The sequence below is a fragment of the Serratia sp. CY83965 genome (assembly GCF_052166375.1).
In the GTDB taxonomy this organism is placed as follows: Bacteria; Pseudomonadota; Gammaproteobacteria; order Enterobacterales; family Enterobacteriaceae; genus Serratia; species Serratia marcescens.
Genome location: NZ_JBJNOV010000003.1, coordinates 198,103 through 220,314 on the forward strand (window position 1 = coordinate 198,103; position 22,212 = coordinate 220,314).

The 22,212-nt window shown below is 61.3% G+C and carries 21 protein-coding genes; 20 read left to right on the top strand and 1 reads right to left on the bottom strand.

The features are described from left to right. The first annotated feature begins 4 nt into the window (after positions 1 to 4). From nuoI to nuoN, 6 genes are all read left to right on the top strand, one after another. Entirely contained in the window at positions 5 to 547 is a 543-nt protein-coding gene (gene nuoI, locus ACJ8PL_RS08860; protein ID WP_025160170.1) for an NADH-quinone oxidoreductase subunit NuoI, read from the top strand. Between the two features lie 13 nt (positions 548 to 560). Next, the gene (gene nuoJ, locus ACJ8PL_RS08865; RefSeq protein ID WP_004936018.1) at positions 561 to 1,118 is read left to right on the top strand and encodes an NADH-quinone oxidoreductase subunit J; all 558 of its coding nucleotides are present in this window, start codon (positions 561 to 563) and stop codon (positions 1,116 to 1,118) included. Beyond that, entirely contained in the window at positions 1,115 to 1,417 is a 303-nt protein-coding gene (gene nuoK, locus ACJ8PL_RS08870) for an NADH-quinone oxidoreductase subunit NuoK (RefSeq protein ID WP_004936014.1), read from the top strand. The genes nuoJ and nuoK overlap by 4 nt, the downstream gene beginning before the upstream one ends. Next, entirely contained in the window at positions 1,414 to 3,261 is a 1,848-nt protein-coding gene (gene nuoL / locus ACJ8PL_RS08875) for an NADH-quinone oxidoreductase subunit L (protein ID WP_442531073.1), read from the top strand. Before nuoK ends, nuoL begins: the two co-directional genes overlap by 4 nt. A 95-nt stretch (positions 3,262 to 3,356) precedes the next feature. Beyond that, a complete protein-coding gene (gene nuoM / locus ACJ8PL_RS08880; RefSeq protein ID WP_004936002.1) occupies positions 3,357 to 4,886 on the top strand; it encodes an NADH-quinone oxidoreductase subunit M in 1,530 nt (509 codons plus the stop codon). 6 nt (positions 4,887 to 4,892) lie between these two features. Further along, entirely contained in the window at positions 4,893 to 6,350 is a 1,458-nt protein-coding gene (gene nuoN, locus ACJ8PL_RS08885) for an NADH-quinone oxidoreductase subunit NuoN (protein WP_025303659.1), read from the top strand. A 60-nt stretch (positions 6,351 to 6,410) separates the two neighbouring features. Here the strand turns inward: nuoN and ACJ8PL_RS08890 are convergent, their stop codons facing one another. Further along, positions 6,411 to 7,283 (bottom strand): LysR family transcriptional regulator, encoded by an 873-nt coding sequence (locus ACJ8PL_RS08890; RefSeq protein WP_004935995.1) that lies wholly within the window; start codon positions 7,281 to 7,283, stop codon positions 6,411 to 6,413. Positions 7,284 to 7,630: 347 nt separating this feature from the next. On the opposite strand from ACJ8PL_RS08890, the gene ACJ8PL_RS08895 reads away from it, so the two are divergent. The 14 genes from ACJ8PL_RS08895 to menE all read left to right on the top strand — a co-directional run bounded on the left by ACJ8PL_RS08895 (position 7,631) and on the right by menE (position 22,181). Next, positions 7,631 to 9,460: a thiamine pyrophosphate-binding protein gene (locus ACJ8PL_RS08895; RefSeq protein WP_028127746.1), complete on the top strand. Its 1,830-nt coding sequence runs from the start codon at positions 7,631 to 7,633 to the stop codon at positions 9,458 to 9,460. 82 nt (positions 9,461 to 9,542) lie between these two features. Beyond that, complete coding sequence (locus ACJ8PL_RS08900) at positions 9,543 to 9,968, top strand: cupin domain-containing protein (RefSeq protein ID WP_016926910.1); 426 nt, start codon at positions 9,543 to 9,545, stop codon at positions 9,966 to 9,968. 43 nt (positions 9,969 to 10,011) lie between these two features. Continuing rightward, the gene (locus tag ACJ8PL_RS08905) at positions 10,012 to 10,875 is read left to right on the top strand and encodes a DMT family transporter (RefSeq protein WP_016926911.1); all 864 of its coding nucleotides are present in this window, start codon (positions 10,012 to 10,014) and stop codon (positions 10,873 to 10,875) included. A 19-nt stretch (positions 10,876 to 10,894) separates the two neighbouring features. Then, entirely contained in the window at positions 10,895 to 11,431 is a 537-nt protein-coding gene (locus tag ACJ8PL_RS08910; RefSeq protein ID WP_049300061.1) for a DUF2938 family protein, read from the top strand. A 137-nt stretch (positions 11,432 to 11,568) separates the two neighbouring features. After that, positions 11,569 to 12,813 (top strand): MFS transporter, encoded by a 1,245-nt coding sequence (locus ACJ8PL_RS08915; protein ID WP_016926913.1) that lies wholly within the window; start codon positions 11,569 to 11,571, stop codon positions 12,811 to 12,813. Between the two features lie 234 nt (positions 12,814 to 13,047). Then, positions 13,048 to 13,557, top strand: coding sequence for a DUF1097 domain-containing protein (locus ACJ8PL_RS08920; protein ID WP_016926914.1), 510 nt, complete (start codon positions 13,048 to 13,050; stop codon positions 13,555 to 13,557). 363 nt (positions 13,558 to 13,920) lie between these two features. After that, positions 13,921 to 14,685 (top strand): gluconate 5-dehydrogenase, encoded by a 765-nt coding sequence (idnO, locus tag ACJ8PL_RS08925; RefSeq protein WP_016926915.1) that lies wholly within the window; start codon positions 13,921 to 13,923, stop codon positions 14,683 to 14,685. A gap of 22 nt (positions 14,686 to 14,707) precedes the next feature. Further along, positions 14,708 to 15,739: an L-idonate 5-dehydrogenase gene (gene idnD, locus ACJ8PL_RS08930; protein WP_033639792.1), complete on the top strand. Its 1,032-nt coding sequence runs from the start codon at positions 14,708 to 14,710 to the stop codon at positions 15,737 to 15,739. A gap of 81 nt (positions 15,740 to 15,820) precedes the next feature. Continuing rightward, complete coding sequence (elaB, locus tag ACJ8PL_RS08935) at positions 15,821 to 16,132, top strand: stress response protein ElaB (protein ID WP_028127745.1); 312 nt, start codon at positions 15,821 to 15,823, stop codon at positions 16,130 to 16,132. 380 nt (positions 16,133 to 16,512) lie between these two features. Further along, positions 16,513 to 18,189 carry a 2-succinyl-5-enolpyruvyl-6-hydroxy-3-cyclohexene-1-carboxylic-acid synthase gene (gene menD, locus ACJ8PL_RS08940; protein ID WP_442531075.1) on the top strand — a complete coding sequence of 559 codons (1,677 nt, stop codon included), beginning with the start codon at positions 16,513 to 16,515 and terminating at the stop codon, positions 18,187 to 18,189. After that, positions 18,186 to 18,956, top strand: a complete 771-nt coding sequence (menH, locus tag ACJ8PL_RS08945) for a 2-succinyl-6-hydroxy-2,4-cyclohexadiene-1-carboxylate synthase (protein ID WP_033639795.1) — start codon at positions 18,186 to 18,188, stop codon at positions 18,954 to 18,956. The genes menD and menH overlap by 4 nt, the downstream gene beginning before the upstream one ends. A gap of 11 nt (positions 18,957 to 18,967) precedes the next feature. Then, positions 18,968 to 19,825 (top strand): 1,4-dihydroxy-2-naphthoyl-CoA synthase, encoded by an 858-nt coding sequence (menB, locus tag ACJ8PL_RS08950; RefSeq protein ID WP_016926920.1) that lies wholly within the window; start codon positions 18,968 to 18,970, stop codon positions 19,823 to 19,825. Beyond that, complete coding sequence (menC, locus tag ACJ8PL_RS08955; protein ID WP_016926921.1) at positions 19,825 to 20,808, top strand: o-succinylbenzoate synthase; 984 nt, start codon at positions 19,825 to 19,827, stop codon at positions 20,806 to 20,808. Before menB ends, menC begins: the two co-directional genes overlap by 1 nt. Next, positions 20,796 to 22,181, top strand: a complete 1,386-nt coding sequence (gene menE / locus ACJ8PL_RS08960; RefSeq protein WP_305177877.1) for an o-succinylbenzoate--CoA ligase — start codon at positions 20,796 to 20,798, stop codon at positions 22,179 to 22,181. The genes menC and menE overlap by 13 nt, the downstream gene beginning before the upstream one ends. Positions 22,182 to 22,212 lie beyond the last annotated feature (31 nt).

A 22,212-nucleotide genomic window follows, 5' to 3' on the forward strand; every position in this document is an offset into this window, starting at 1 on the left:
AACCATGACATTGAAAGAGTTAGTGGTTGGTTTCGGCACCCAGGTGCGCAGCATTTGGATGATTGGCATGCATGCCTTCGCCAAGCGCGAAACCCAGATGTATCCGGAAGAACCGGTTTACCTGCCGCCGCGCTACCGCGGCCGCATCGTGCTGACGCGCGATCCGGACGGCGAAGAGCGCTGCGTCGCCTGTAACCTGTGTGCGGTTGCCTGCCCGGTCGGCTGTATCTCGCTGCAAAAGGCAGAACAGAAAGACGGCCGTTGGTATCCGGAGTTCTTCCGCATCAACTTCTCGCGCTGCATCTTCTGCGGCCTGTGCGAAGAGGCTTGCCCAACTACCGCTATCCAGCTGACGCCGGATTTCGAACTGGGCGAGTACAAGCGTCAGGATCTGGTGTACGAAAAAGAGGATCTGTTGATCTCGGGGCCGGGTAAATATCCGGAATATAACTTCTACCGGATGGCCGGTATGGCGATTGACGGCAAAGCCAAAGGCGAAGCCGAAAACGAAGCCAAACCGATCGACGTCAAAGGTCTGTTGCCCTAAGGAGCCAGCAAGCATGGAAATTGCATTTTATCTGGCAGGTTTGATTGCGGTGGCCGCGACGATTCGCGTGATCACCCATACCAACCCTGTGCATGCGCTGCTGTATCTGATCGTCTCGTTATTGGCGATCTCGGCAGTCTTCTTCTCTCTCGGCGCCTACTTTGCCGCCGCGTTGGAAATCATCGTTTATGCGGGCGCCATCATGGTGCTGTTCGTGTTCGTGGTGATGATGCTGAACCTCGGCAACGTGCAGCAGCAAGAGCGCGACTGGATGAAGCCGACGGTGTGGATCGGGCCTGGCCTGCTGTCGCTGGCGCTGCTGGTGGTATTGATCGTTGCGATCCGCAGCGTATCCGATCAGGGCATCAGCGGTGAGATGGTTGACGCGAAGGCGGTAGGCATCAGCCTGTTCGGGCCTTACGTACTGGCGGTTGAGCTGGCTTCAATGCTGCTGTTGGCGGGTCTGGTTGTCGCCTTCCATATCGGCCGCGAGCACAAGCCTGGCGAGGTGCTGAGCAACGCGCCGGTGGGTGGCGAAATGGCGAGAAGAAAATCGGAGGAGCAAGCATGATCCCTCTTCAACACGGCCTGATCCTGGCGGCTATCCTGTTTGTGCTCGGGTTGACCGGGCTGCTGGTGCGCCGCAACCTGCTGTTTATGCTGATCAGCCTGGAAGTGATGATCAACGCTGCGGCGTTGGCGTTTATCGTGGCGGGAAGCTACTGGGGCCAGGCGGACGGGCAGGTGATGTACATCCTGGCGATCAGCCTGGCGGCAGCCGAGGCCAGTATCGGCCTGGCGCTGCTGCTGCAGCTCTACCGTCGTCGTCATACCCTGAATATTGATACTGTCAGTGAGATGCGCGGATGAACCTATTATATTTAACAATTCTGCTACCGCTGATCGGGTTCCTGCTGTTGGCATTTTCCCGCGGTCGTTGGTCTGAAAACACGGCGGCCACCGTCGGCGTGGGTTCTATCGGCCTGGCTGCGCTGGTCACGGTGTATGTGGCGATGGATTTCTTCGCCCAGAAAGCCGCCGGCGTGCAGCTGTTCGAGCAAAGCCTGTGGACCTGGATGGCCGTCGGCAACTTCAATATCGGCGTGACCCTGGTGCTGGACGGCCTGTCGCTGACCATGCTGTCGGTGGTCACCGGCGTCGGCTTCTTCATCCACATGTTCGCTTCCTGGTACATGCGCGGTGAAGAGGGCTATTCGCGCTTCTTCGCTTACACCAACCTGTTTATCGCCAGCATGGTGGTATTGGTGCTGGCGGACAACCTGCTGCTGATGTATCTGGGTTGGGAAGGCGTGGGCCTGTGCAGCTACCTGTTGATCGGTTTCTACTATAAAGATCCGGCCAACGGCGCGGCGGCGATGAAAGCCTTTATCGTCACCCGCGTGGGCGACGTGTTCTTGGCGTTCGCGCTGTTCATCCTCTACAACGAGCTGGGCACGCTGAACATCCGCGAGCTGATGATCCTGGCGCCGCAGAAACTGGCGGTGGGCGATACGGCCATCACCTGGGCGACCCTGATGCTGCTGGGCGGCGCGGTCGGTAAATCGGCGCAGCTGCCGTTGCAAACCTGGTTGGCGGACGCGATGGCGGGCCCAACCCCGGTTTCCGCACTGATCCACGCGGCGACCATGGTGACCGCGGGCGTCTATCTGATCGCCCGCACGCACGGCCTGTTCCTGATGGCGCCGGAAGTGCTGCACCTGGTGGGCATCGTCGGTGCGGTCACTCTGCTGCTGGCCGGCTTCGCCGCGCTGGTGCAGACCGACATCAAGCGCGTGCTCGCTTACTCCACCATGAGCCAGATCGGTTACATGTTCCTGGCGCTGGGCGTGCAGGCATGGGACGCGGCGATCTTCCACCTGATGACCCACGCGTTCTTCAAGGCGCTGCTGTTCCTGTCGTCCGGTTCGGTGATCCTGGCTTGCCACCACGAGCAAAACATCTTCAAGATGGGCGGTCTGCGCAAGAGCATCCCGCTGGTGTACGTCTGCTTCCTGGTGGGTGGCGCGGCGCTGTCCGCGTTGCCGCTGGTCACGGCCGGCTTCTTCAGTAAGGACGAGATCCTGGCGGGCGCGATGGCTAACGGCCACATCAACCTGATGGTTGCCGGCCTGGTCGGTGCGTTCATGACCTCGCTGTACACCTTCCGAATGATTTTCATCGTGTTCCATGGCGAAGAGAAAATCAAAGCGCATGCCGGTAAAGGCTTCACTCACCACCTGCCGCTGCTGGTTCTGCTGGTGCTGTCCACCTTCGTCGGCGCGATGATCGTGCCGCCGTTGCAGGGCGTGCTGCCGGAGACGACCGAACTGGCGCACGGCAGCGTGCTGACGCTGGAAATCACCTCCGGCGTGGTGGCTATCGTCGGCATTCTGCTGGCGGCCGCGCTGTGGCTGGGCAAACGCAGCCTGGTCAACAGCATCGCCAACAGCGCGCCGGGTCGTTTCTTCTCGACCTGGTGGTTCCATGCCTGGGGCTTCGACTGGCTGTATGACAAAGTGTTCGTCAAGCCGTACCTGGGCATTGCGAAGCTGCTGCAGCGCGATCCGCTGAACTCGCTGATGAACCTGCCGGCCGTCTTCTCCCGCTGGGGGAACCGCGGTCTGACGGTGAGCGAGAATGGCCAGGTGCGTTGGTATATAGCGTCTATGGGTGTGGGTGCAGTGGTCGTATTGGCTCTGTTGATTTTGGTTTAATTGAATAATTTAAACAGACGCATTTTTCGGGCGTAGCGCCGGGCAGGCGCTACGTACAAAGTTTGAAATTATTCGTATAAGGGACACAAAACGCCATGCTATTACCTTGGCTAATTCTTATCCCCTTTATCGGCGGTCTGCTGTGCTGGCAGCTTGAGCGCTTCGGTACTAAGGTGCCGCGCTGGATAGCGCTGATCGCAATGGGGCTGACGTTGGCGCTCTCTCTGCAGCTGTGGATGCAGGGCGGCTATACATTGACCACGCCGAAAGGCATTCCGCAGTGGCAGAGCGAATTCCTGCTGCCGTGGATCCCGCGCTTCGGCATCTCCATCCACCTGGCGCTGGACGGTCTGTCGCTGCTGATGGTGGTGTTGACCGGTCTGCTGGGCGTGCTGGCGATCCTCTGTTCCTGGCGTGAAATCCAGAAATATCAGGGCTTCTTCCACCTCAACCTGCTGTGGATCCTGGGCGGCGTTATCGGCGTGTTCCTCGCCATCGACATGTTCCTGTTCTTCTTCTTCTGGGAAATGATGTTGGTGCCGATGTACTTCCTGATCGCGCTGTGGGGCCACAAGGCGTCGGACGGTAAAACCCGCATCACCGCGGCGACCAAGTTCTTCATCTACACCCAGGCCAGCGGTCTGGTGATGCTGATTGCGATCCTGGGCCTGGTGTTCGTGCACTACAACGCCACCGGCGTGTGGACCTTCGATTACGAAGACCTGCTGCAAACGCCGATGTCCCACAACGTGCAATATCTGCTGATGCTGGGCTTCTTCATCGCCTTCGCGGTGAAAATGCCGGTGGTGCCGCTGCACGGCTGGTTGCCGGACGCGCACAGCCAGGCGCCGACCGCAGGTTCCGTCGACCTGGCGGGCATCTTGCTGAAAACCGCGGCCTATGGCCTGTTGCGTTTCAGCCTGCCGCTGTTCCCTGAGGCTTCGCACGAGTTTGCGCCAATCGCCATGTGGCTGGGCGTGGTCGGCATCTTCTACGGCGCCTGGATGGCGTTCGCGCAGACCGACATCAAGCGTCTTATCGCCTACACCTCGGTATCGCACATGGGCTTCGTGCTGATCGCCATCTACACCGGCAGCCAGCTGGCTTACCAGGGCGCCGTGATCCAGATGATCGCGCACGGTCTGTCCGCCGCCGGTATGTTTATCATCTGCGGCCAGCTGTATGAGCGTCTGCACACCCGTGACATGCGTCAGATGGGCGGCCTGTGGGGGCGTATCAAGTTCATCCCTGCGCTGTCGCTGTTCTTCGCCGTGGCTACGCTGGGGATGCCGGGTACCGGTAACTTCGTCGGCGAATTCATGATTCTGTTCGGCAGCTACCAGGTGGTGCCGGTGATCACCGTGATCTCCACCTTCGGTCTGGTGTTCGCTTCGGTTTACTCGCTGATCATGATGCAGCGCGCTTACTACGGTGCGCCTAAGTCAGACCAGCCGCTGCAGGGCATGACCGCGCGCGAATTGTTCATCATTCTGCTGCTGGTGGTGTTGCTGGTTCTGCTGGGGGTTTACCCGCAGCCGATTCTGGATACTTCCAACGCGGCGATGAGCAACGTGCAACACTGGTTCGGTTCGTCAGTTTCAGCAATTTCAACAACAAGGCCGTAATTCGCCATGACAATAACTCCTCAACAACTGATCGCACTGCTGCCGCTGTTGATCGTCGGATTGACGGTGGTGGTTGTGATGCTAGGCATTGCGTGGCGACGCGACCACTTTATCAACGCCACCCTGACCGTGATCGGTCTCAACCTGGCGCTGCTTTCGCTGTACTTTGTCGGCCAGGCAGGCCCAATGGACGTCACCCCGCTGCTGCGGGTTGACGGCTACTCGATGTTCTACACCGGGCTGGTGCTGCTGGCGAGTCTGGCGACCTGCACCTTCGCCTATCCGTGGCTGGTCGGCTATCCGGATAACCGCGAAGAGTTCTACCTGCTGGTGCTGATCGCCGCCATGGGCGGCATCCTGCTGGCGAGCGCCAACCATCTGGCTTCGCTGTTCATCGGCATTGAGCTTATCTCGCTGCCGCTGTTCGGCCTGGTGGGCTACGCCTATCGCCAGAAGCGCCCGCTGGAAGCCGCCATCAAGTACATGCTGCTGTCCGCCGCCGCGTCGTCGTTCTTGCTGTTCGGCATGGCGCTGCTGTACGCCGAATCCGGCGATCTGTCGCTGGCCGGCCTCGGCAAGAGCCTGCAGGAAAACATGATGCACCAGCCGCTGATTCTGGCCGGCATGGGCATGATGATCGTCGGTCTGGGCTTCAAGCTGTCGCTGGTGCCGTTCCAACTGTGGACGCCGGACGTGTATCAGGGCGCGCCTGCGCCGGTTTCGACCTTCCTGGCGACCGCCAGCAAGATCGCGATCTTCGCGGTCGTGATGCGTCTGTTCCTGTATGCCCCGGCCGCCGACAACGAAGCGCTGCGCCTGGTGCTGTCGATCATCGCGTTCTGTTCTATCTTGTTCGGCAACCTGATGGCCATCAGCCAGACCAACATCAAGCGTCTGCTGGGTTACTCGTCGATCGCTCACCTGGGCTACCTGCTGGTGGCGCTGATTGCGGTGCAAACTCATCAGCTGTCGCTGGAAACCGCCGGCGTTTATCTGGCCGGTTACCTGTTCAGCAGCCTGGGCGCCTTCGGCGTGGTCAGCCTGATGTCCAGCCCATACCGCGGCCCGGATGCGGATTCGCTGTTCTCTTACCGCGGCCTGTTCTGGCATAAGCCAATCTTGTCTGCGGTGATGACGGTGATGATGCTGTCGCTGGCCGGTATTCCGATGACGCTGGGCTTTATCGGTAAGTTCTTCGTGATCGCGATGGGCGTCAGCGCACACCTGTGGTGGCTGACCGGCGCAGTCGTGGTAGGCAGCGCCATCGGCCTGTACTACTACCTGCGCGTGACCGTCAGTCTGTTCCTCAGCGCGCCGGAATCGCTGCAGCGCGACACCCCGAACAACTGGGCGTTGACCGCCGGTGGCGTCGTGGTGCTGATCTCCGCCGCGCTGGTGCTGCTGTTGGGTGTTTATCCGCAGCCGCTGATTTCGCTGGTGCAGATGGCGCAGCCGACGTTCTGATAACGCTTCAGACAGTAAAAAGGTCGCTTCGGCGGCCTTTTTTTATGGGCGAAACGGCACTCAGCCGTAATGGGCGCTAAACGACGTTTCCAGCGCCTGCACCACCGCCCGCACGCGGGCGGCGCGTTGCAAATCGGGGTGCAGCACCAGCCAGATATCCACCCAGTCTTTGTTCTCCGGGAACAGGCGCACCAGCTCCGGGTCTTTGTCCGCCAAAAAAGCGGAGAGCAAGCCGATGCCCAGCCCGCTGCGAGTGGCGGAACGCAGCAGTAGCTGCGAATTGCATTGCAGCACGACGTTGGGCTCGTGCAGAGCCTCGCCGCAGAAATTGTTCCAGTGGCGCGGCACCAGCTCGCGCGGGAACATCAGCAGATCGTGGCCGCGCAACTGCTCGCCTTTGACCGGCATGCCGCGCCGCGCCAAATAGTGCTGAGTGGCATACAGGCCCATTTCGATGGTGGCTAACCGTTTGATGATCAGCTCATCGTCATCGGGACGGGCGCCGCGGATCGCCAGATCTGCGCCGTGGTAAGAAATATCGGCGATGTTGACCGCCGTCAGCAGCGTGACGGTGATGGCCGGATAGCGTTCCCGCAGATCTTGCAGCGCCGGCATCACGAAGGCTTCGGCCAAGGTATCGGTAGTGGCGATGCGCACGTTGCCGCACAGGCTTTCGTCACCGCTGGCGGCTTTACGGTTGATCGCCTGCACCGCATTTTCCATCTTCATCACGTCCGCCAGCATTTCTTCCCCCAGCGGGCTGAGGGCGAAGGATTTCGGCGTGCGGATAAACAGCTTGGAGCCGAGCGCGTCTTCGAAAGCGGAGAGCCGTCGGCCGACGGTCGCCTGATCGACATGCAGCTGGCTGGCGGCTTTGCGTAGCGTGCCGCAGCGCGCAACGGCGAGAAAAAATCGGGCGTCGTCCCAGTTCATTGCGCACCTCCTCTGTACAGACTGGCGGGAGGAGGAAGGAAGCGGTGTGATGCGGTGTTTATTCTGGTGTGGAGACCGAAAAAAATGCTTCGTATCATCATTATTTATAATGTTTCAGGATATGTATAAATGCATCACCGTGAAGCGGTTTTGCACCTTTATTTTTGTCTGGTAATGCTTATTCTTATCGGCGCTTATGCTGCGACCCGACGCATATTTTACACCAAGGCTACCCTAATGCATAAGCAATACGAATAAGAGCCGGTTCCCGTTATTTCTGGGCGACCGCCAAGTGGGATCGACTCTGAATCAAGTTAGCTCACGATGATATGACTGGATATAAAAAAATGGAGTCTCACGCAGAGATGCTGTGCCCCCCCGTTGCGCTGGCGACGGAGGACGGAGTCAGAGTTACCGTGGCGCCAGGCGCCGAGAAGATGGAACGCAACAACGCCGATATCATTATTCAAGGCCTTGCAGCGCGCGGCATTCAACATATCTTTTTGGTCCCCGGCAAACTGGTTTACCCGTTAATCACTTCTATTGACCGTTCCGAGATTGTCGGCATCGTCGGTGCCCATGAAACCGCATGCGGATTTATGGCCGATGGCTATGCCCGCGCCAGCCGAAAGTTTGGCGTCTGCTTGGGCATTTCAGGCCCCGGCACCATGAATTTCCTGCCGGCGATGGCCGCCGCGCAAGCCGATAAGATCCCCGTGCTGTACCTGGCCGGCAGCATCGCCACCTATCACGAGGCGCAGGGCGCTTTTCAGGACGGCAGCAACAGCGGCATCGATGAGCTGACCATCGTCAAACCGTTGCTTTGCGCCGCGATAGAAACGAAAAACAACCTGACCTTGCAGCATGAGCTGCGCCGCAGCCTCTCCAGTCTGAACCCACAGCGGAAAGGGCGCGCCTATCTGAGCGTGCCGGTCGACATGCAGAAGAAAACCGCGTTCGGCGATCGTCGCGACCAGCCTGAGCGAGTGCCGCAGCACCGTGAAGCGGCCGTGGATGTGCAAGCGGTGGAACAGCTGCTGCATGATTATCTGCTGCGCGGCCTCAACGTCGCCTGCCTGGTGGGCAACCGGATGAACAATCCGCAGGATGCCGCGCTGTTGTTGCGGGTAGCGGAAAAATACCGCTTGCCTGTCGCCACGACGTTGTCCGGCAAGGGCGCGTTTCCCGAAGGGCACGCCCTGGCATTAGGGGTCTACGGTTTTGCCGGGCATGCCCGCGCGGTAGAAACCCTCAACGGTGAAGGCGTCGACGTGCTGCTGGTGCTGGGCTGCGATCTCAGCCAGCGCGACAGTCTGAACTGGAACCCGAGACTGCACGGCAATAAAACGCTGGTGGCGATCGACGAAGACTTCGACAAAGTGAGCTCGCATTACCAGCCGGATCTGCAGATATTTTCCAGCCTGAGCGGTACGTTGCACTGTTTGTTGGCCGCGGTTGGCGATGAGGACGCGCGGCTTGGCGACGCGGCTCACTTGCGTGACGCCTGGTTGGAAGGGGTTCGCGCACTGCCGCTGGAACAGCCGCAGCCGACGTTGCAGGCGCGCATCGCCCAGGGCGAAAGCCGGCTGTATCCCGGCGATGCGATTAAACACATTCGCAGCCGCATGAATCCGGATACCAACGTCGTGGTCGATTCGGGCGCACACCGCATCTTCATGGCGCATCACTGGCTGGCGGCCGGGCGGGGGGATTATCACACCTCCAGCTCCCTGGCGCCGATGGGGTGGGCCATTTGCGCGGGCATCGGCATCAAGCTGGCGGCACCGCAGCGGGATTGCGTCGTGGTGACAGGCGACGGTTGCATGCTGATGCACGGCATCGAAATTCAGACCGCCGCGCGTTATGGCGTGAAGGTGGTGTTCGTGGTGATGAACAACAACGCGCACGGCGCCATGCACATCGACACGCTGCAAAATCGCGGCATTTCCGCTGACTATACCGCCTTGCCCAGCCATGACTGGAAAGCGTTTGCCAACAGCCTGGGGGTCGCCTCCGCGAAGGCGGAGACGCTGGAGGATCTGGACGAAGCCCTCGACGCCGCGGCGAAACATCCGGGGCCGTACCTCATCGAAGTGATGGTGGGCAACTTTGCGGCGCCTAACCGCTACTACGCCGAGAGCATCGCGGAATACGAGCAGCGCATCAAAGGACTGTAGCACAACGCTGTTTTTTCAACTCGCCAGGTTCACCGCGCGCGGCGCCTGGCATTTTTACTCGCGGCAGTCATGGAGCGATCAGATGGTTAAGTGGAGCATTTTGGCATTGTTGGCAGTATTTCAGGGGCCGGTTCAGGCTGCCGAGGGGCATGGCGAAGGCATCGTCAAAACGACGTTGCTCAAGACCGACAGCGCGTGGGAGGGCTCGGCATATCGTCAGTATCCCGCCGGCGCACCGCAGATCACCATGCTTAAGGTGACGGTAGAGCCGAACAAGGTACTGGCCTGGCATACGCATCCTTGCATCAGCGCAGTGTACATGAGCGGCGGCAGCGTTTCGCTCACCGTCAGGACAACCGGTGAACGCCGCACGTTCCGGCAGGGGGATTCGTTTACCGATACCGTGGATATCGTGCACCAGGGCGTTTCCGGCGAGCAAGGCGCCGAAATGCTGGTGTTCTTCGCTTGCGCGGACGATAAACCGTTGACGGTGAAAGCCGCCGGGTAGTGTTGATACGGCCCAGACCAAAGGCCGTTAATAAGAGAAGATCATGGTAGCTTTGTGGATGGTCGTCGCCAGCGGGTTCTTTGCGCTGATGGGTGCTTGCATCAAGTTGGCGTCGACGACGGTCGGATTTTTCGACATCATTTTTTATCGTTCTCTCATCAATGTGCTGATCGTCGCGGCGCTGATCAAGATCCAGCGCCTCGGTTTTCGCACCCGTCATCTCGGATTGCATATGAAGCGGGCGGCGATAGGCAATGCGGCGATGTACTGCGGTTTTTATTCGCTGATACATCTGCCGATCGCCACCGCCACCACGTTGGGTTATACCAATCCCCTCTTTCAGTCGGCGATCGCGTTTATCACGACCCGAGGGCAACTGACCGGTCGGCTGTTGTTTTCCGTGCTGTTGGGCTTTGCCGGCATTTTGGTATTGCTGCGCCCCGACGCCCCCAACGGGGAGTACGTTGCCACGCTGGTCGGGCTGGCGGCCGGTCTGTTGACCGCGCTGGCTTACTTTAACGTCGGCAAGCTGGTGCGGCGCGGAGAGCCGGAACTGCGCGTGGTGTTCTATTTCTCGCTGGTGGGAACGCTGGTTGGCGGCCTGATGACTGCGTTACTGGGCTTTTCCTTGCTGGACGGCGCAATGCTGCTGTGCGTCTGCGCCATCGGCGTCTTCGGCAGCCTGGGGCAGATCGCCATGACTCGCGCCTACGGGGGCGGCAATGCGGTGATTGTCAGCATTCTCTCTTACAGCACCATTATTTTCTCTACGCTGCTTGGCTATCTGATATTTGGCGAACAGCAGTCTTATATCGCCGCCGCCGGTATGGCGCTGATCGTGTTGTCCGGCGCGTTGGCGGTGCGCAAGCGTGCTTCGGCCAAGTCCGAGCAGGCGGCGGTGGCATAACGTGATAAGGAACGAAACAATGAACATGCGTCCGGTTGGCGGCATGGCGATGGCGGTCTTGTTTGGCATGGTGGCGACGTTGGTGATGGATGGGGTGAACAGTGTCGCCTCCAGCGTCGGTCTCATCGGCAAGCTCAACCTGGCCTTCATCGGCAAACTGATGAATCAATGGCTGCAGGGGCAATTTTGGTTTTTGCGGCCTGGCGACATTCCCGATGTGCCAGAGGCTCTGATGATGGGCTACGGCGCGCACTATTTTGCCGGCATTAGCCTGGCGATCCCGTTCTATTGCCTGATCTGCCCGCGCATTAAGTCCGGGGGCGGCCTGTTCGTCGGGGCGCTGACGTATGGCCTGGCCTGCTCGCTGATCTCGCTGTGCTTCATTTATCCCTCGGTGGGGTTGGGGCTTTGGGGAATGGCCGGTAAAAATCCGGCTTTGCTGATCGCCAGCCTGGCCAACCATGCAGTGTATGGCGTGGCATTGGGCGGTTGCGCCATCGCCTGGCGGCGTCGCATGCTGCAGAAATGCATGCCTGACGCTGCGATGCTGCATTAATGAATCACGATGATGCATTCTTGGCTATTTTGGGCGTGATAGCCCAACGCTATGATAAGCGCGCTTCCTTAAGCCGCGTGGCCTACGGGAAGGCGCATTTATTTAGGGCGAATGCCTGATCGATTCGGGAGTTGAACATGTCAGAAAGTATCGCCGTTGAAGAAACGGCTAAAGCGAAGGCGGGTACATCGCATTTCGCTATCTTGCTGTTTCTGGCGTTGGCATTGATGTCAGCGCTGTTGAACAGCAGCGCGCCGACGCCGCTTTATCCGCTTTATCAACATGAGCTGGCGTTGAGCTCGGTCAGCCTGACGATCATCTACGGCGCTTATGCCGCCGGCGTGCTGATTTCGCTGTTCGGCGTAGGCAATATGGCGGGGAAAGTAAAAGACCTGCGCAGCATGATCGTGCCGGCGCTGTTGGTGGTGTTGCTTGGCGCGCTGCTGTTTTCGGTGGCGTCATCGTTCTTCATGATGTTTATGGCACGGCTGCTGGCCGGCGTCGGCACCGGCGCCCTGACCGGTGCGGCGAATATCGCGTTGGTGCGTTTCGGGCCGCAGGACGGCGGAAAAAATGCGGCGTTGATCGCGACGCTGTCCTTTACCACCGGATTGGCCCTGGGCCCGATCTTTAGCGGCGTCGCCCTGCAAACCGGTTTTCATACCACGTCATTGCCGTTCATCATCATCATGGCCATCGCCGCCGTCGCCGCACTGGGCGTGATGCTGCGTTGGCCGCGAGAGGCGGTGGCGGCGCAGGCCGATAGCGCAGCGGCGGATAACGCGCCGGTGGCGAAGAGCTCTCTGGCGGATGGCCTGCGCGCGACCGGCGGCAAATTCTTCCTGTGCGCCGGGGCATTGTTCATTTGTTGGGCGGTTGCCGCCAGCATTCTGGCGATAGGGCCGAGCGTCGCCGAAAAGCTGTTGGATATGCAGAGCCGTGGCGTCTTTGGCTATGTGGTCGCCGTCTATCTGGTGATTGCCGGCATCAGCCAGATTTTGAGTCGTCGCATCAACGCCCGCCATTCGCTGTTGTTCGGTTGCCTGGCTCAGGCTTTGTCGGTCGGGGTGTTCGCCGTGGCGATTCAGATCCATTCGCTGGCGCTGGCCGCCGCAGGCATGGTGATCGCCGGTTACGCCTATGGCGCGATCTTCGTCGGCAGCGCCACGCTGGTGAATCTGATTTCACCGAAAGCCAGCCATGCGCGTTTGATCTCCCTGTTCTACGTGATCGCTTATATTGCTAACTGGGTGCCGATCCTGTTGGGCGTTGTGATCGACCACGCCGATTTGCATTTGGCGACCCACTTGTTATTCCTGAGCAGCGCCGTGATTTGTTTGACGTTGAGCGTCATGGTAACGCGTGCGGGCTTCCCACGCTGAAACCGGCGTTCGGGAGGGAGGCGACAGGCGTCGCATGTAGGCATTTCATTTGAGATCGTGATTTCCCTGGTGTTGTGTTATTCCAGCGTGCTCGTCACGCTGGCTTTTTTTGTGATACACATTGATTTTTTGATATTTACATTTCCTTATTTGCATTTTTTTCGTGATTTTAGTCACGAAAAAATCACTCGCTTCGGTTAAACTGCGCGCTTTATTTTTGCCGCGGGTCACTTTATGAACGTTCTTTTCGCCATTGCCGTTACTACCGGGATCCTCTCCGGCGTTTGGGGCTGGGTTGCCGTCAGCCTGGGGCTGATCGGTTGGGCCGGTTTTCTGGGCTGCACGGCGTATTTCGCCTGCCCGCAGGGCGGGCTGAAAGGGCTGTTGATTAGCGCGTTGACCTGCTGCAGCGGCGTCTTCTGGGCAATGGCGATCATCCGCGGCAGCGAACTGGCCCCGCAGTGGAATCTGCTGGGGTATCTGCTGACCGGCGTCGTGGCGTTCCTGATGTGCATTCAGGCCAAACAGCAGTGGTTGGGGTTCGTGCCCGGCACCTTTATCGGTGCCTGCGCGACCTTCGCCGGCGGCGGCGATTGGCCGCTGGTGACGCTTTCCCTGCTGGTGGGGCTGCTATTCGGCTATGCGATGAAAAACAGCGGTCTGTGGTGGGCGGCGCGCAGCGAAAAAGCCCGCGCTACGCCGCCGGTTGGCCCGAATGTCGGCTCAAACGGTGCCGCCGAGTGAGAGACGGCAGTTCACCACCAGCGTTTGGTCACCCGGCGTTTGGGTTACGCCGGCCCATTGTGTGATGTCCTGTCGCGTAACGCGGAGGTGTTTCATTCGGTGGCCTTCACAGGCGGCGCGGCAAGGGGGATAGCGGTATTTTAACCCATCGATTTGGCGATAAAAATGAATGCACTTCTATTGGAAATAGCCATTTTTCAATCGGATAGATGATCTTTCCCCTCTTGCTGCCTGCGTGAGATCACGTTAAGGGTAACAGGGTTTCGTAACATGATTTTCAGTGATTTCCATCACGTTTTTACCGGTAACAATCGGCTGAGATAGAGGCCTGTCCGATTGGAGGCCTGATGGCCGGGAATCACCATGAACAATCTGTTTTCACTGGATAACAAGACCGTCTTGATCACCGGCGCCTCGCGCGGCATCGGTTTTCTGCTGGCACGCGGCCTGGCGCAGCAAGGCGCGCATATTCTGATCAACGCCACCACCGAAGAACATGCCCGGCACGCCGCCGATCGTTTGCGCGAAGAGGGGCTGCGCGCCGAGGCGGCGGCGTTCGACGTCACCGACTCTCAGGCGGTGCATGCCGCCATCGACCGTATCGAAGCGGACATCGGCGCGATAGACGTTTTGATCAACAACGCCGGCATCCAGCGCCGCCACCCGTTCACCGAGTTTCCGGAGCAAGACTGGGACGACATCATCGCCGTCAACCAGAAGGCGGTCTTCATCGTGTCACAGACCGTGGCGCGTTACATGGTGCCGCGCCGGCGCGGCAAGATAGTCAACATCGGCTCGATGCAAAGTGAGCTGGGCCGCGACACCATCACCCCTTATGCGGCGTCCAAAGGGGCGGTGAAAATGCTCACGCGCGGCATGTGCGTGGAGCTGGCGCGCTACAATATTCAGGTCAACGGCATCGCCCCCGGCTACTTCAAAACCGAGATGACGCAGGCGCTGGCCGACGATCCGGCCTTCACCGCCTGGCTGACCCAACGCACGCCCGCCGCGCGCTGGGGCGATCCGCAGGAGCTGATCGGTGCGGCGGTGTTCCTGGCCGCCGACGCCTCCGCCTTCGTCAACGGGCAACTGCTGTTTGTCGATGGCGGCATGTCGGCGGCGGTGTAACCTTTTTCCGTGGAGTCTGGAGATGAAAATTCAAACCCAGTCCTGCGTGGTCAACGGCAAGCGAGACGTGGCGGTGATCGCGCAAGAAGTGGATTATCGGGGGCAGGGAACGCTGGTGAAAATCAGCCGCGGCGGCATCTGCGGCTCGGATCTGCATTACTTCCAGGAAGGCAAGGTCGGCAATTTTCAGGTGCGTCAGCCGATGGTGCTGGGCCATGAGGTGATCGGTGAGGTGGTCGCCAGCGATTCGCCGCAGCTGCCGGTCGGGCAGAAGGTGGCGCTCAATCCCAGCAAACCCTGTGGGCAGTGCAAATACTGTCTGGCGCAGCAAAGCAATCAATGCGTCGAGATGCGTTTTTTCGGCAGCGCGATGTATTTTCCGCACGTCGACGGCGCTTTTACCCAATACAAAGTGGTGGATAGCGCGCAGTGCATTCCTTACGCCGCCGATCGCGACGACAGGGTGATGGTGTTCGCCGAACCGCTGGCGGTGGCTGTCCACGCGGCGAAGCAGCCCGGCGATGTGACGGGGAAAAAGATTTTCGTGTCCGGCGTTGGCCCGATCGGCTGTCTGCTGGTGGCGGCGCTGAAAGCGCTGGGCGCCGCCGAGATTGTCTGCGCCGATCTCAGTCCGCGCTGCCTGGCGATCGCGAGGCAAATGGGGGCGAATCGGTGCCTGCATGCTGCGGACGACGATTTTAGCGACTATCAGCAGGACAAGGGCTATTTCGACGTCGCCTTCGAAGTGGCGGGACATCCGCTGTCGCTGCAGCGCTGCCTGGAGCTCACCCGCGCCAAAGGCACTGTGGTGCAGGTGGGCATGGGCGGCAGCTTCCCCGATTTTCCGCTGATGTTGTTGATTGCCAAGGAACTGAATCTGCTTGGATCGTTCCGCTTCGTGGCGGAGTTCGCGTTGGCGGTGGCCTGGCTGGCCGACGGCGTGATCGATCCGCTGCCGTTGCTGTCGGCGGAATTCGCCAGCGGGCAGTTGGCGCAGGCGCTGACGTTTGCCGGCGATAAACGCCAGGCCGCCAAGGTGCAATTGGTGTTTTAGGGTAAAAGTCCGATGGCCGCAGGCGGTGATCCTTGTCTATAGTGTAGGAACGCTTAATTTTTCAACCACGGAGATCTCACGATGGCAAGACATACGGATGCTGAGCAAACTACGCTGGATGACGATCTGAGAATGCTGACCGAGACGCTGGAAGAAGTGCTGCAATACACCGGCGATCGTGCGGATCAGGCCTATATCGACATCAAGTCGCACGCCGAGCAGGCGCTGAGTGAGGTCAAGGCGCGCTGGGCGAACACGGGCGAATCCTACTATGCGCGCGCCAAAGAAGCGGTGCACCGCACCGACGACTACGTGCGGGACAAACCCTGGCACGGCGTGGGCATCGGCGCCACCGTCGGGCTGGTGTTGGGGCTGCTGCTGGCCCGCAAATAAATCATGTCATCGGGGCGGCGCAGGCCGCCTCGTGCTTTTCTGCAGACTGTGTCGTTCATCCCGCCGTTTCCCCGATCGCTTGCCCTTATCCCGCCTATACTTCCCGCTAGCCGCCGTTGGAGCGCCTCTATTTCCCTTGTTTTTGTATGGACGGATTGAGCCGGCGTCGCCGCAAGTGTAAAGTATTTGTGTTTTAATTGTTTATTTTTTGTTCTAAATCAAATAATTATCTGGTGTAAACACTCAGGGATATACGGCGTTTTTGCGCTGGCGCAAAAGCCGTGAAAATAACACCTCATATAATACAGAGCGTAACTACAGGCGCGGCGTCCGTCGGCTGCGCCGGAGACGATCTCTGCTAACTGACTTGTGAGCGAACTATGTCGACAAGTGTTTTTAATCGCCGGTGGGCGGCTGTGCTGCTCGAGGCGCTGGCCCGCCATGGGGTGCGGCATGTTTGTATCGCTCCGGGATCGCGCTCCACGCCGCTGACGCTGGCCGCTGCGGCCAACCGATCGTTTATCTGCCATACCCATTTTGATGAGCGCGGGCTCGGCCATTTGGCGCTCGGTCTGGCGAAGGCGGCGCATGAGCCGGTGGCGGTGATCGTCACGTCCGGCACCGCGGCGGCGAACCTTTATCCCGCGTTGATCGAAGCCGGCCTGACCGGTGAACGGCTGGTGTTTCTCACCGCCGATCGGCCGCCGGAACTGATCGACTGCGGCGCCAATCAGGCGATCCGTCAAAACGGTCTCTACAGCAGTCACCCGACGTTGGCGATCGATCTGCCGCGTCCGACGCCGGATATTCCGGCCGCGTGGCTGGCCTCCAGCGTCGACAGCGCGATGGCGCGCCTGCAGCATGGCGCTTTGCATATCAACTGCCCGTTCGCCGAACCGCTGTACGGCGGCGATGAGCGTCAGTATGCCGATTGGTCCGCCGCGCTGGGCGACTGGTGGCAGGGCGATCGTCCGTGGCTGCAGGAAAGCGAGACGCGTGCGGCGCCGTCGCCGCAGCCGGACTGGTTCTTCTGGCGGCAAAAACGCGGCGTGGTGCTGGCCGGCCGCATGAGCGCGGAAGAGGGCGCGCGGCTGGCCGACTGGGCCGAGACGCTGGGCTGGCCGCTGATCGGCGATGTGCTGTCGCAGACCGGGCAACCGCTGCCCTGCGCCGATTTATGGCTCGCGCATCCGCAGGCGCAGCGCCTGTTGCAAGACGCGCAGCTGGTGGTGCAGTTCGGCGGCAGCTTGACCGGCAAACGCCTGCTGCAGTGGCAGACGCAGTGCCGGCCGGAAGAGTATTGGGTTATCGACGAGCTGCCGGGGCGGCTCGATCCGGCCCAGCACCGGGGGCGGCGCTTGCGCGCCGGGGTGGCGCAGTGGTTGGCGCAGCATCCGGCGCAACCGCGCGCGCCGTGGGCCGCCGGGCTGGCGGCCTTGGCGGATAAGGCGCTGACGGCGGCGTCCACGCATCTGCACGATAACTTTGGCGAAGCGCAGCTGGCGCACCGCCTGCCGGAGCTGCTGCCGGAGAACGGCCAGCTGTTTCTCGGCAACAGCCTGGTGGTGCGACTGATCGACGCGTTAACGACGCTGCCTGCCGCTTACCCGGTATTCAGCAACCGCGGCGCCAGTGGCATCGATGGTCTGATTTCCACCGCCGCCGGCGTACAGCGCGCCACCGCGAGGCCGACGTTGGCGGTGGTGGGCGACCTTTCCGCGTTGTATGACCTCAATGCGCTGGCGTTGTTGCGCCACGGTTCGGCGCCGACGGTGCTGATCGTCGTCAATAACAACGGCGGCCAAATTTTCTCGCTGTTGCCGACGCCGGACGAGGAGCGCCAACGCTTTTACTGCATGCCGCAGAACGTCGAGTTCAGCCACGCGGCGGCGATGTTCCAGCTTGACTACGCGCGGCCGGAAAACTGGAGCCAGCTGCAACAGGCGGTTGAGCAAGGCTGGCGGCGCGGCGGCGCCACGCTGATAGAACTGCAGGTGCCACCGAGCGCAGGGGCCGAAAGCCTGCAATACCTGGTGCAACAGATGGCGGTGCCATGATGCTGGCGACGCGAATTTTGCAACAGGGCGAAGCGGGCCGCCCGTGGCTGGTGTGGCTGCACGGCCTGCTCGGCAACAACAACGAATGGCGGGTGATCGCCGCGCGCTGCCCGGAATGGCCGTCGCTGGCCATCGATCTGCCCGGCCACGGCGATTCCGTGGCGGTGACCTGCCGCGGCTTCGACGACATCAGCGCGCAAATCGCCGCTACGCTGCAGCTGCGCAATATTGAACGTTATTGGCTGGTGGGCTATTCGCTCGGCGGGCGCATCGCCATGTATCACGCTTGCCACGGCCGCCATGCCGGCCTGCAAGGCGTGATCGTCGAGGGCGGCAATCCGGGGCTGGAGGACGAACAACAGCGCCGCCATCGCTGCGAGCAGGATGCTCTGTGGGCGGCGCGTTTTCGCAGTGAGCCGATCGCCGAGGTGCTGGCGGACTGGTATCAGCAGCCGGTGTTCAAAGAGCTTAGCCATGTGCACCGTCAGGCGTTGATCGCCGCGCGTTCGGTCAACAGCGGCCCGGCGATTGCCGACATGCTCGAAGCCACGTCGCTCGGGCGGCAGCCCTATCTGGCGCCGCAGCTGCGCCAACTGACCGTGCCGCTGCGGGTGCTGTGCGGTGAGAACGACCCCAAATTTCAACGGCTGGCGCGCGACGCCGGGTTGCCGTTGCGCATCGTGCCGCAGGCCGGCCACAACGCGCATCTGGCCAATCCGCAGGATTTCGTCGCCGAGCTGCAGACCTTTCTCGTTAACCCTGGTTAAAGGAACCGAACATGCTTTATCCGAATGAAGAACACCTGTATGCCGCCATCGCCTGGCAGGATTGCACCGGCGATTTCGAAGACATTCTGTATCACAAGTCCGCCGACGGCATCGCCAAAATCACCATCAACCGGCCGCAGGTGCGCAACGCGTTTCGTCCGCAAACGGTCAAAGAGATGATCGACGCGCTGGCCAACGCCCGTTACGACGACGGCATCGGCGTCATTATTCTGACCGGCGCCGGCGATAGGGCCTTCTGCTCCGGCGGCGACCAGAAAGTGCGCGGCGACTACGGCGGCTATCGCGACGACAGCGGCGTACATCACCTCAACGTGCTGGACTTTCAGCGCCAGATCCGCACCTGCCCGAAACCGGTGGTGGCGATGGTGGCCGGCTATTCGATCGGCGGCGGCCACGTGCTGCACATGATGTGCGATCTGACCATCGCGGCGGATAACGCCATCTTCGGCCAGACCGGCCCGAAAGTGGGCTCGTTTGACGGCGGCTGGGGGGCGTCTTACATGGCGCGCATCGTCGGCCAGAAGAAGGCGCGCGAAATCTGGTTCCTGTGCCGTCAGTACGACGCCGCCGCCGCGCTGGACATGGGCCTGGTCAATACCGTGGTGCCGCTGGCCGATCTGGAAAAAGAGACGGTGCGCTGGTGCCGCGAAATGCTGCAGAACAGCCCGATGGCGCTGCGCTGCCTGAAGGCGGCGCTGAATGCCGACTGCGACGGCCAGGCCGGTTTGCAGGAGCTGGCGGGCAACGCCACCATGTTGTTCTACATGACCGACGAAGGGCAGGAAGGGCGCAACGCGTTCAACGAGAAGCGCCAACCGGACTTCAGCAAATTCAAGCGTAACCCGTAATGAGCGGAGCAAACCGCAGCGCGGCGCTATACCGTTACAGCCTGCCGATGGAGGCGGGCGTGGTGCTGCGCAATCAGCGGTTGAAAACGCGTGACGGATGGGTGGTGCAACTGTGCCAGGGCGAGCGTGAGGGGTGGGGCGAGATCGCGCCGCTGCCGGAATTCAGTCGGGAAACGTTGGCGCAGGCCGAACAGGCCGCGTTGGGCTGGCTGCAGGCCTGGTTGGCGGGCAACGAACCGGATGACAGCGCGCTGCCCTCGGTGGCCTTTGGGCTCAGCTGTGCACAGGCCGAGCTGGAGCAGCGCTTGCCGATGCAGGCGGATTTTCGCAAGGCGCCGCTGTGTACCGGCGATCCGGACGAGCTGTTCGAGACATTGAGCGCTTTGCCGGGCGAGAAAGTCGCCAAGGTGAAAGTAGGGCTGTATGAGGCGGTGCGCGACGGCATGATCGTCAACGTGCTGCTGGAGGCGCTGCCGGATCTGCGGCTGCGGCTGGATGCCAACCGCAGTTGGACCCGCGCCAAAGCCGACGGCTTCGCCAAATACGTCAACCCGGCGTGGCGCGATCGCATCGCCTTTTTGGAAGAGCCCTGCAAGACCCGTGATGAATCGCGCGATTTCGCCCGGGCGACCGGCATCGCCATCGCCTGGGATGAGAGCGTGCGCGAGGCGGACTTTGTGGTGCAGGCCGAGCCGGGCGTGGCGGCCATTGTGATCAAGCCGACGTTGGTCGGCAGTCTGACGCGCTGCCAGGCGCTGGTGGCGCAGGCGCACGCGGCGGGGCTGACGGCGGTGATCAGCGCCAGCATCGAGTCCAGCCTGGGGTTGACCCAGCTGGCGCGCATCGCCCATTGGCTGACGCCGGACACCGTGCCGGGCCTGGACACGCTGGGGTTGATGCAGGCGCAGGTGCTGCGCCCGTGGCCGGGCAGCGCGTTGCCGCTGCTGGATGTCTCGGCGCTGGAGTGTCTATGGCGCGGTTAAGCGATTGGCCGTGGCGGCACTGGGCGCGCCTTCAGCCGCAGGCGACGGCGCTGTTGCTCGGCGAACGGCCGCTGAGCTGGCTGGCGTTGCAAAGCCAGGTGGATGAACTGGCGGCGGACTTTCAGCACCAGGGCGTAGAACCGGGCTGCGGCGTGGCGCTGTGCGGCAAAAACAGCTATCCGTTGCTGTTGGCCTATCTGGCGCTGCTGCAATGCGGCGCGCGCCTGTTGCCGCTCAATCCCGCCTTGCCGACGCCGCTGTTGGCGCAGCTGTTGCCGGAATTGGATATAGCCTTCGCTTTCGGCCCGGATCCGTTGCCGGCGCTGCCGGAAGAGGTGATTCGGTTGACGCCGCCCTCGACCGAGCCGCGTTGGCCGAACCTGCCGACGTGGGAGGCGCAGCGTCTGGCGACGCTGACGCTGACCTCGGGTTCCAGCGGCATGCCGAAGGCGGCGGCGCACAGCTACGCCAATCATCTGGCCAGCGCCGCCGGGGTGTTGCGGTTGATGGATTTTCAACGCGAGGATTGCTGGCTGTTGTCACTGCCGCTGTTTCACGTCTCCGGCCAGGGCATCGTCTGGCGCTGGTTGGCGGCGGGCGCCCGATTGGCAGTGCGCGAGATGCACCCGCTGGCGGAGGCATTGGCGGGATGCACGCATGCTTCGCTGGTGCCGACGCAGCTCTGGCGTCTGCTGGCGCAACCCCTGACGGGCATGACGTTGAAAGCGGTGCTGCTCGGCGGCGCGATGATCCCGGTGGAGCTGACCGAACGGGCGGAGGCGGCGGGGATCCGCTGCTGGTGCGGCTACGGACTGACCGAACTGGCCTCCACGGTGTGCGCCAAGCGCGCCGATGCGCGGCCGGGCGTCGGCCTGCCGCTCGGCGGCCGCGAGGTAAAATTGGTGGATGAAGAGGTCTGGATCCGCGCCGACAGCCTGGCGCTTGGCTACTGGCGTCATGGCCATCTGCAGCCGTTGGCCGATGAGCAGGGCTGGTTCCCGACCCGCGATCGCGGCGCGATGATCGAGGGGGAACTGCGCATTCTCGGCCGGCTGGACAACCTGTTTTTCAGCGGCGGCGAAGGGGTGCAGCCGGAAGATATCGAACGCGTGCTGGCGGCGCATCCGCAGATCACGCAGGCGTTTGTAGTGCCGGTGGCGGACGCCGAATTCGGCCAGCGGCCGGTGGCGGTGATCGACGGCGATCCGGCGCTGTCGCTGGCGACGCTGCTCGCCTGGTCGCAGGACCAGCTGGCCAATTTCCAACGCCCGACGGCATTGCTTCCGCTGCCTGACGAGCTGAAAAACGGCGGCATCAAGATTTCGCGCCGCCAGTTGCAGCAGTGGGTGGCGGAGCGCCTGCGTCCGGCATAAAAAAAGCCGCCCGAAAGGGCGGCTGAGTGGA

Excerpts from the sequence above, each read along its gene's own strand:
- nuoI (WP_025160170.1), top strand. The coding sequence starts at position 5 with ATGACATTGAAAGAGTTAGTGGTTGGTTTCGGCACCCAGGTGCGCAGC.
- nuoJ (WP_004936018.1), top strand. The coding sequence starts at position 561 with ATGGAAATTGCATTTTATCTGGCAGGTTTGATTGCGGTGGCCGCGACG.
- nuoK (WP_004936014.1), top strand. The coding sequence starts at position 1,115 with ATGATCCCTCTTCAACACGGCCTGATCCTGGCGGCTATCCTGTTTGTG.
- nuoL (WP_442531073.1), top strand. The coding sequence starts at position 1,414 with ATGAACCTATTATATTTAACAATTCTGCTACCGCTGATCGGGTTCCTG.
- nuoM (WP_004936002.1), top strand. The coding sequence starts at position 3,357 with ATGCTATTACCTTGGCTAATTCTTATCCCCTTTATCGGCGGTCTGCTG.
- nuoN (WP_025303659.1), top strand. The coding sequence starts at position 4,893 with ATGACAATAACTCCTCAACAACTGATCGCACTGCTGCCGCTGTTGATC.
- ACJ8PL_RS08890 (WP_004935995.1), bottom strand. The coding sequence starts at position 7,283 with ATGAACTGGGACGACGCCCGATTTTTTCTCGCCGTTGCGCGCTGCGGC.
- ACJ8PL_RS08895 (WP_028127746.1), top strand. The coding sequence starts at position 7,631 with ATGGAGTCTCACGCAGAGATGCTGTGCCCCCCCGTTGCGCTGGCGACG.
- ACJ8PL_RS08900 (WP_016926910.1), top strand. The coding sequence starts at position 9,543 with ATGGTTAAGTGGAGCATTTTGGCATTGTTGGCAGTATTTCAGGGGCCG.
- ACJ8PL_RS08905 (WP_016926911.1), top strand. The coding sequence starts at position 10,012 with ATGGTAGCTTTGTGGATGGTCGTCGCCAGCGGGTTCTTTGCGCTGATG.
- ACJ8PL_RS08910 (WP_049300061.1), top strand. The coding sequence starts at position 10,895 with ATGAACATGCGTCCGGTTGGCGGCATGGCGATGGCGGTCTTGTTTGGC.
- ACJ8PL_RS08915 (WP_016926913.1), top strand. The coding sequence starts at position 11,569 with ATGTCAGAAAGTATCGCCGTTGAAGAAACGGCTAAAGCGAAGGCGGGT.
- ACJ8PL_RS08920 (WP_016926914.1), top strand. The coding sequence starts at position 13,048 with ATGAACGTTCTTTTCGCCATTGCCGTTACTACCGGGATCCTCTCCGGC.
- idnO (WP_016926915.1), top strand. The coding sequence starts at position 13,921 with ATGAACAATCTGTTTTCACTGGATAACAAGACCGTCTTGATCACCGGC.
- idnD (WP_033639792.1), top strand. The coding sequence starts at position 14,708 with ATGAAAATTCAAACCCAGTCCTGCGTGGTCAACGGCAAGCGAGACGTG.
- elaB (WP_028127745.1), top strand. The coding sequence starts at position 15,821 with ATGGCAAGACATACGGATGCTGAGCAAACTACGCTGGATGACGATCTG.
- menD (WP_442531075.1), top strand. The coding sequence starts at position 16,513 with ATGTCGACAAGTGTTTTTAATCGCCGGTGGGCGGCTGTGCTGCTCGAG.
- menH (WP_033639795.1), top strand. The coding sequence starts at position 18,186 with ATGATGCTGGCGACGCGAATTTTGCAACAGGGCGAAGCGGGCCGCCCG.
- menB (WP_016926920.1), top strand. The coding sequence starts at position 18,968 with ATGCTTTATCCGAATGAAGAACACCTGTATGCCGCCATCGCCTGGCAG.
- menC (WP_016926921.1), top strand. The coding sequence starts at position 19,825 with ATGAGCGGAGCAAACCGCAGCGCGGCGCTATACCGTTACAGCCTGCCG.
- menE (WP_305177877.1), top strand. The coding sequence starts at position 20,796 with ATGGCGCGGTTAAGCGATTGGCCGTGGCGGCACTGGGCGCGCCTTCAG.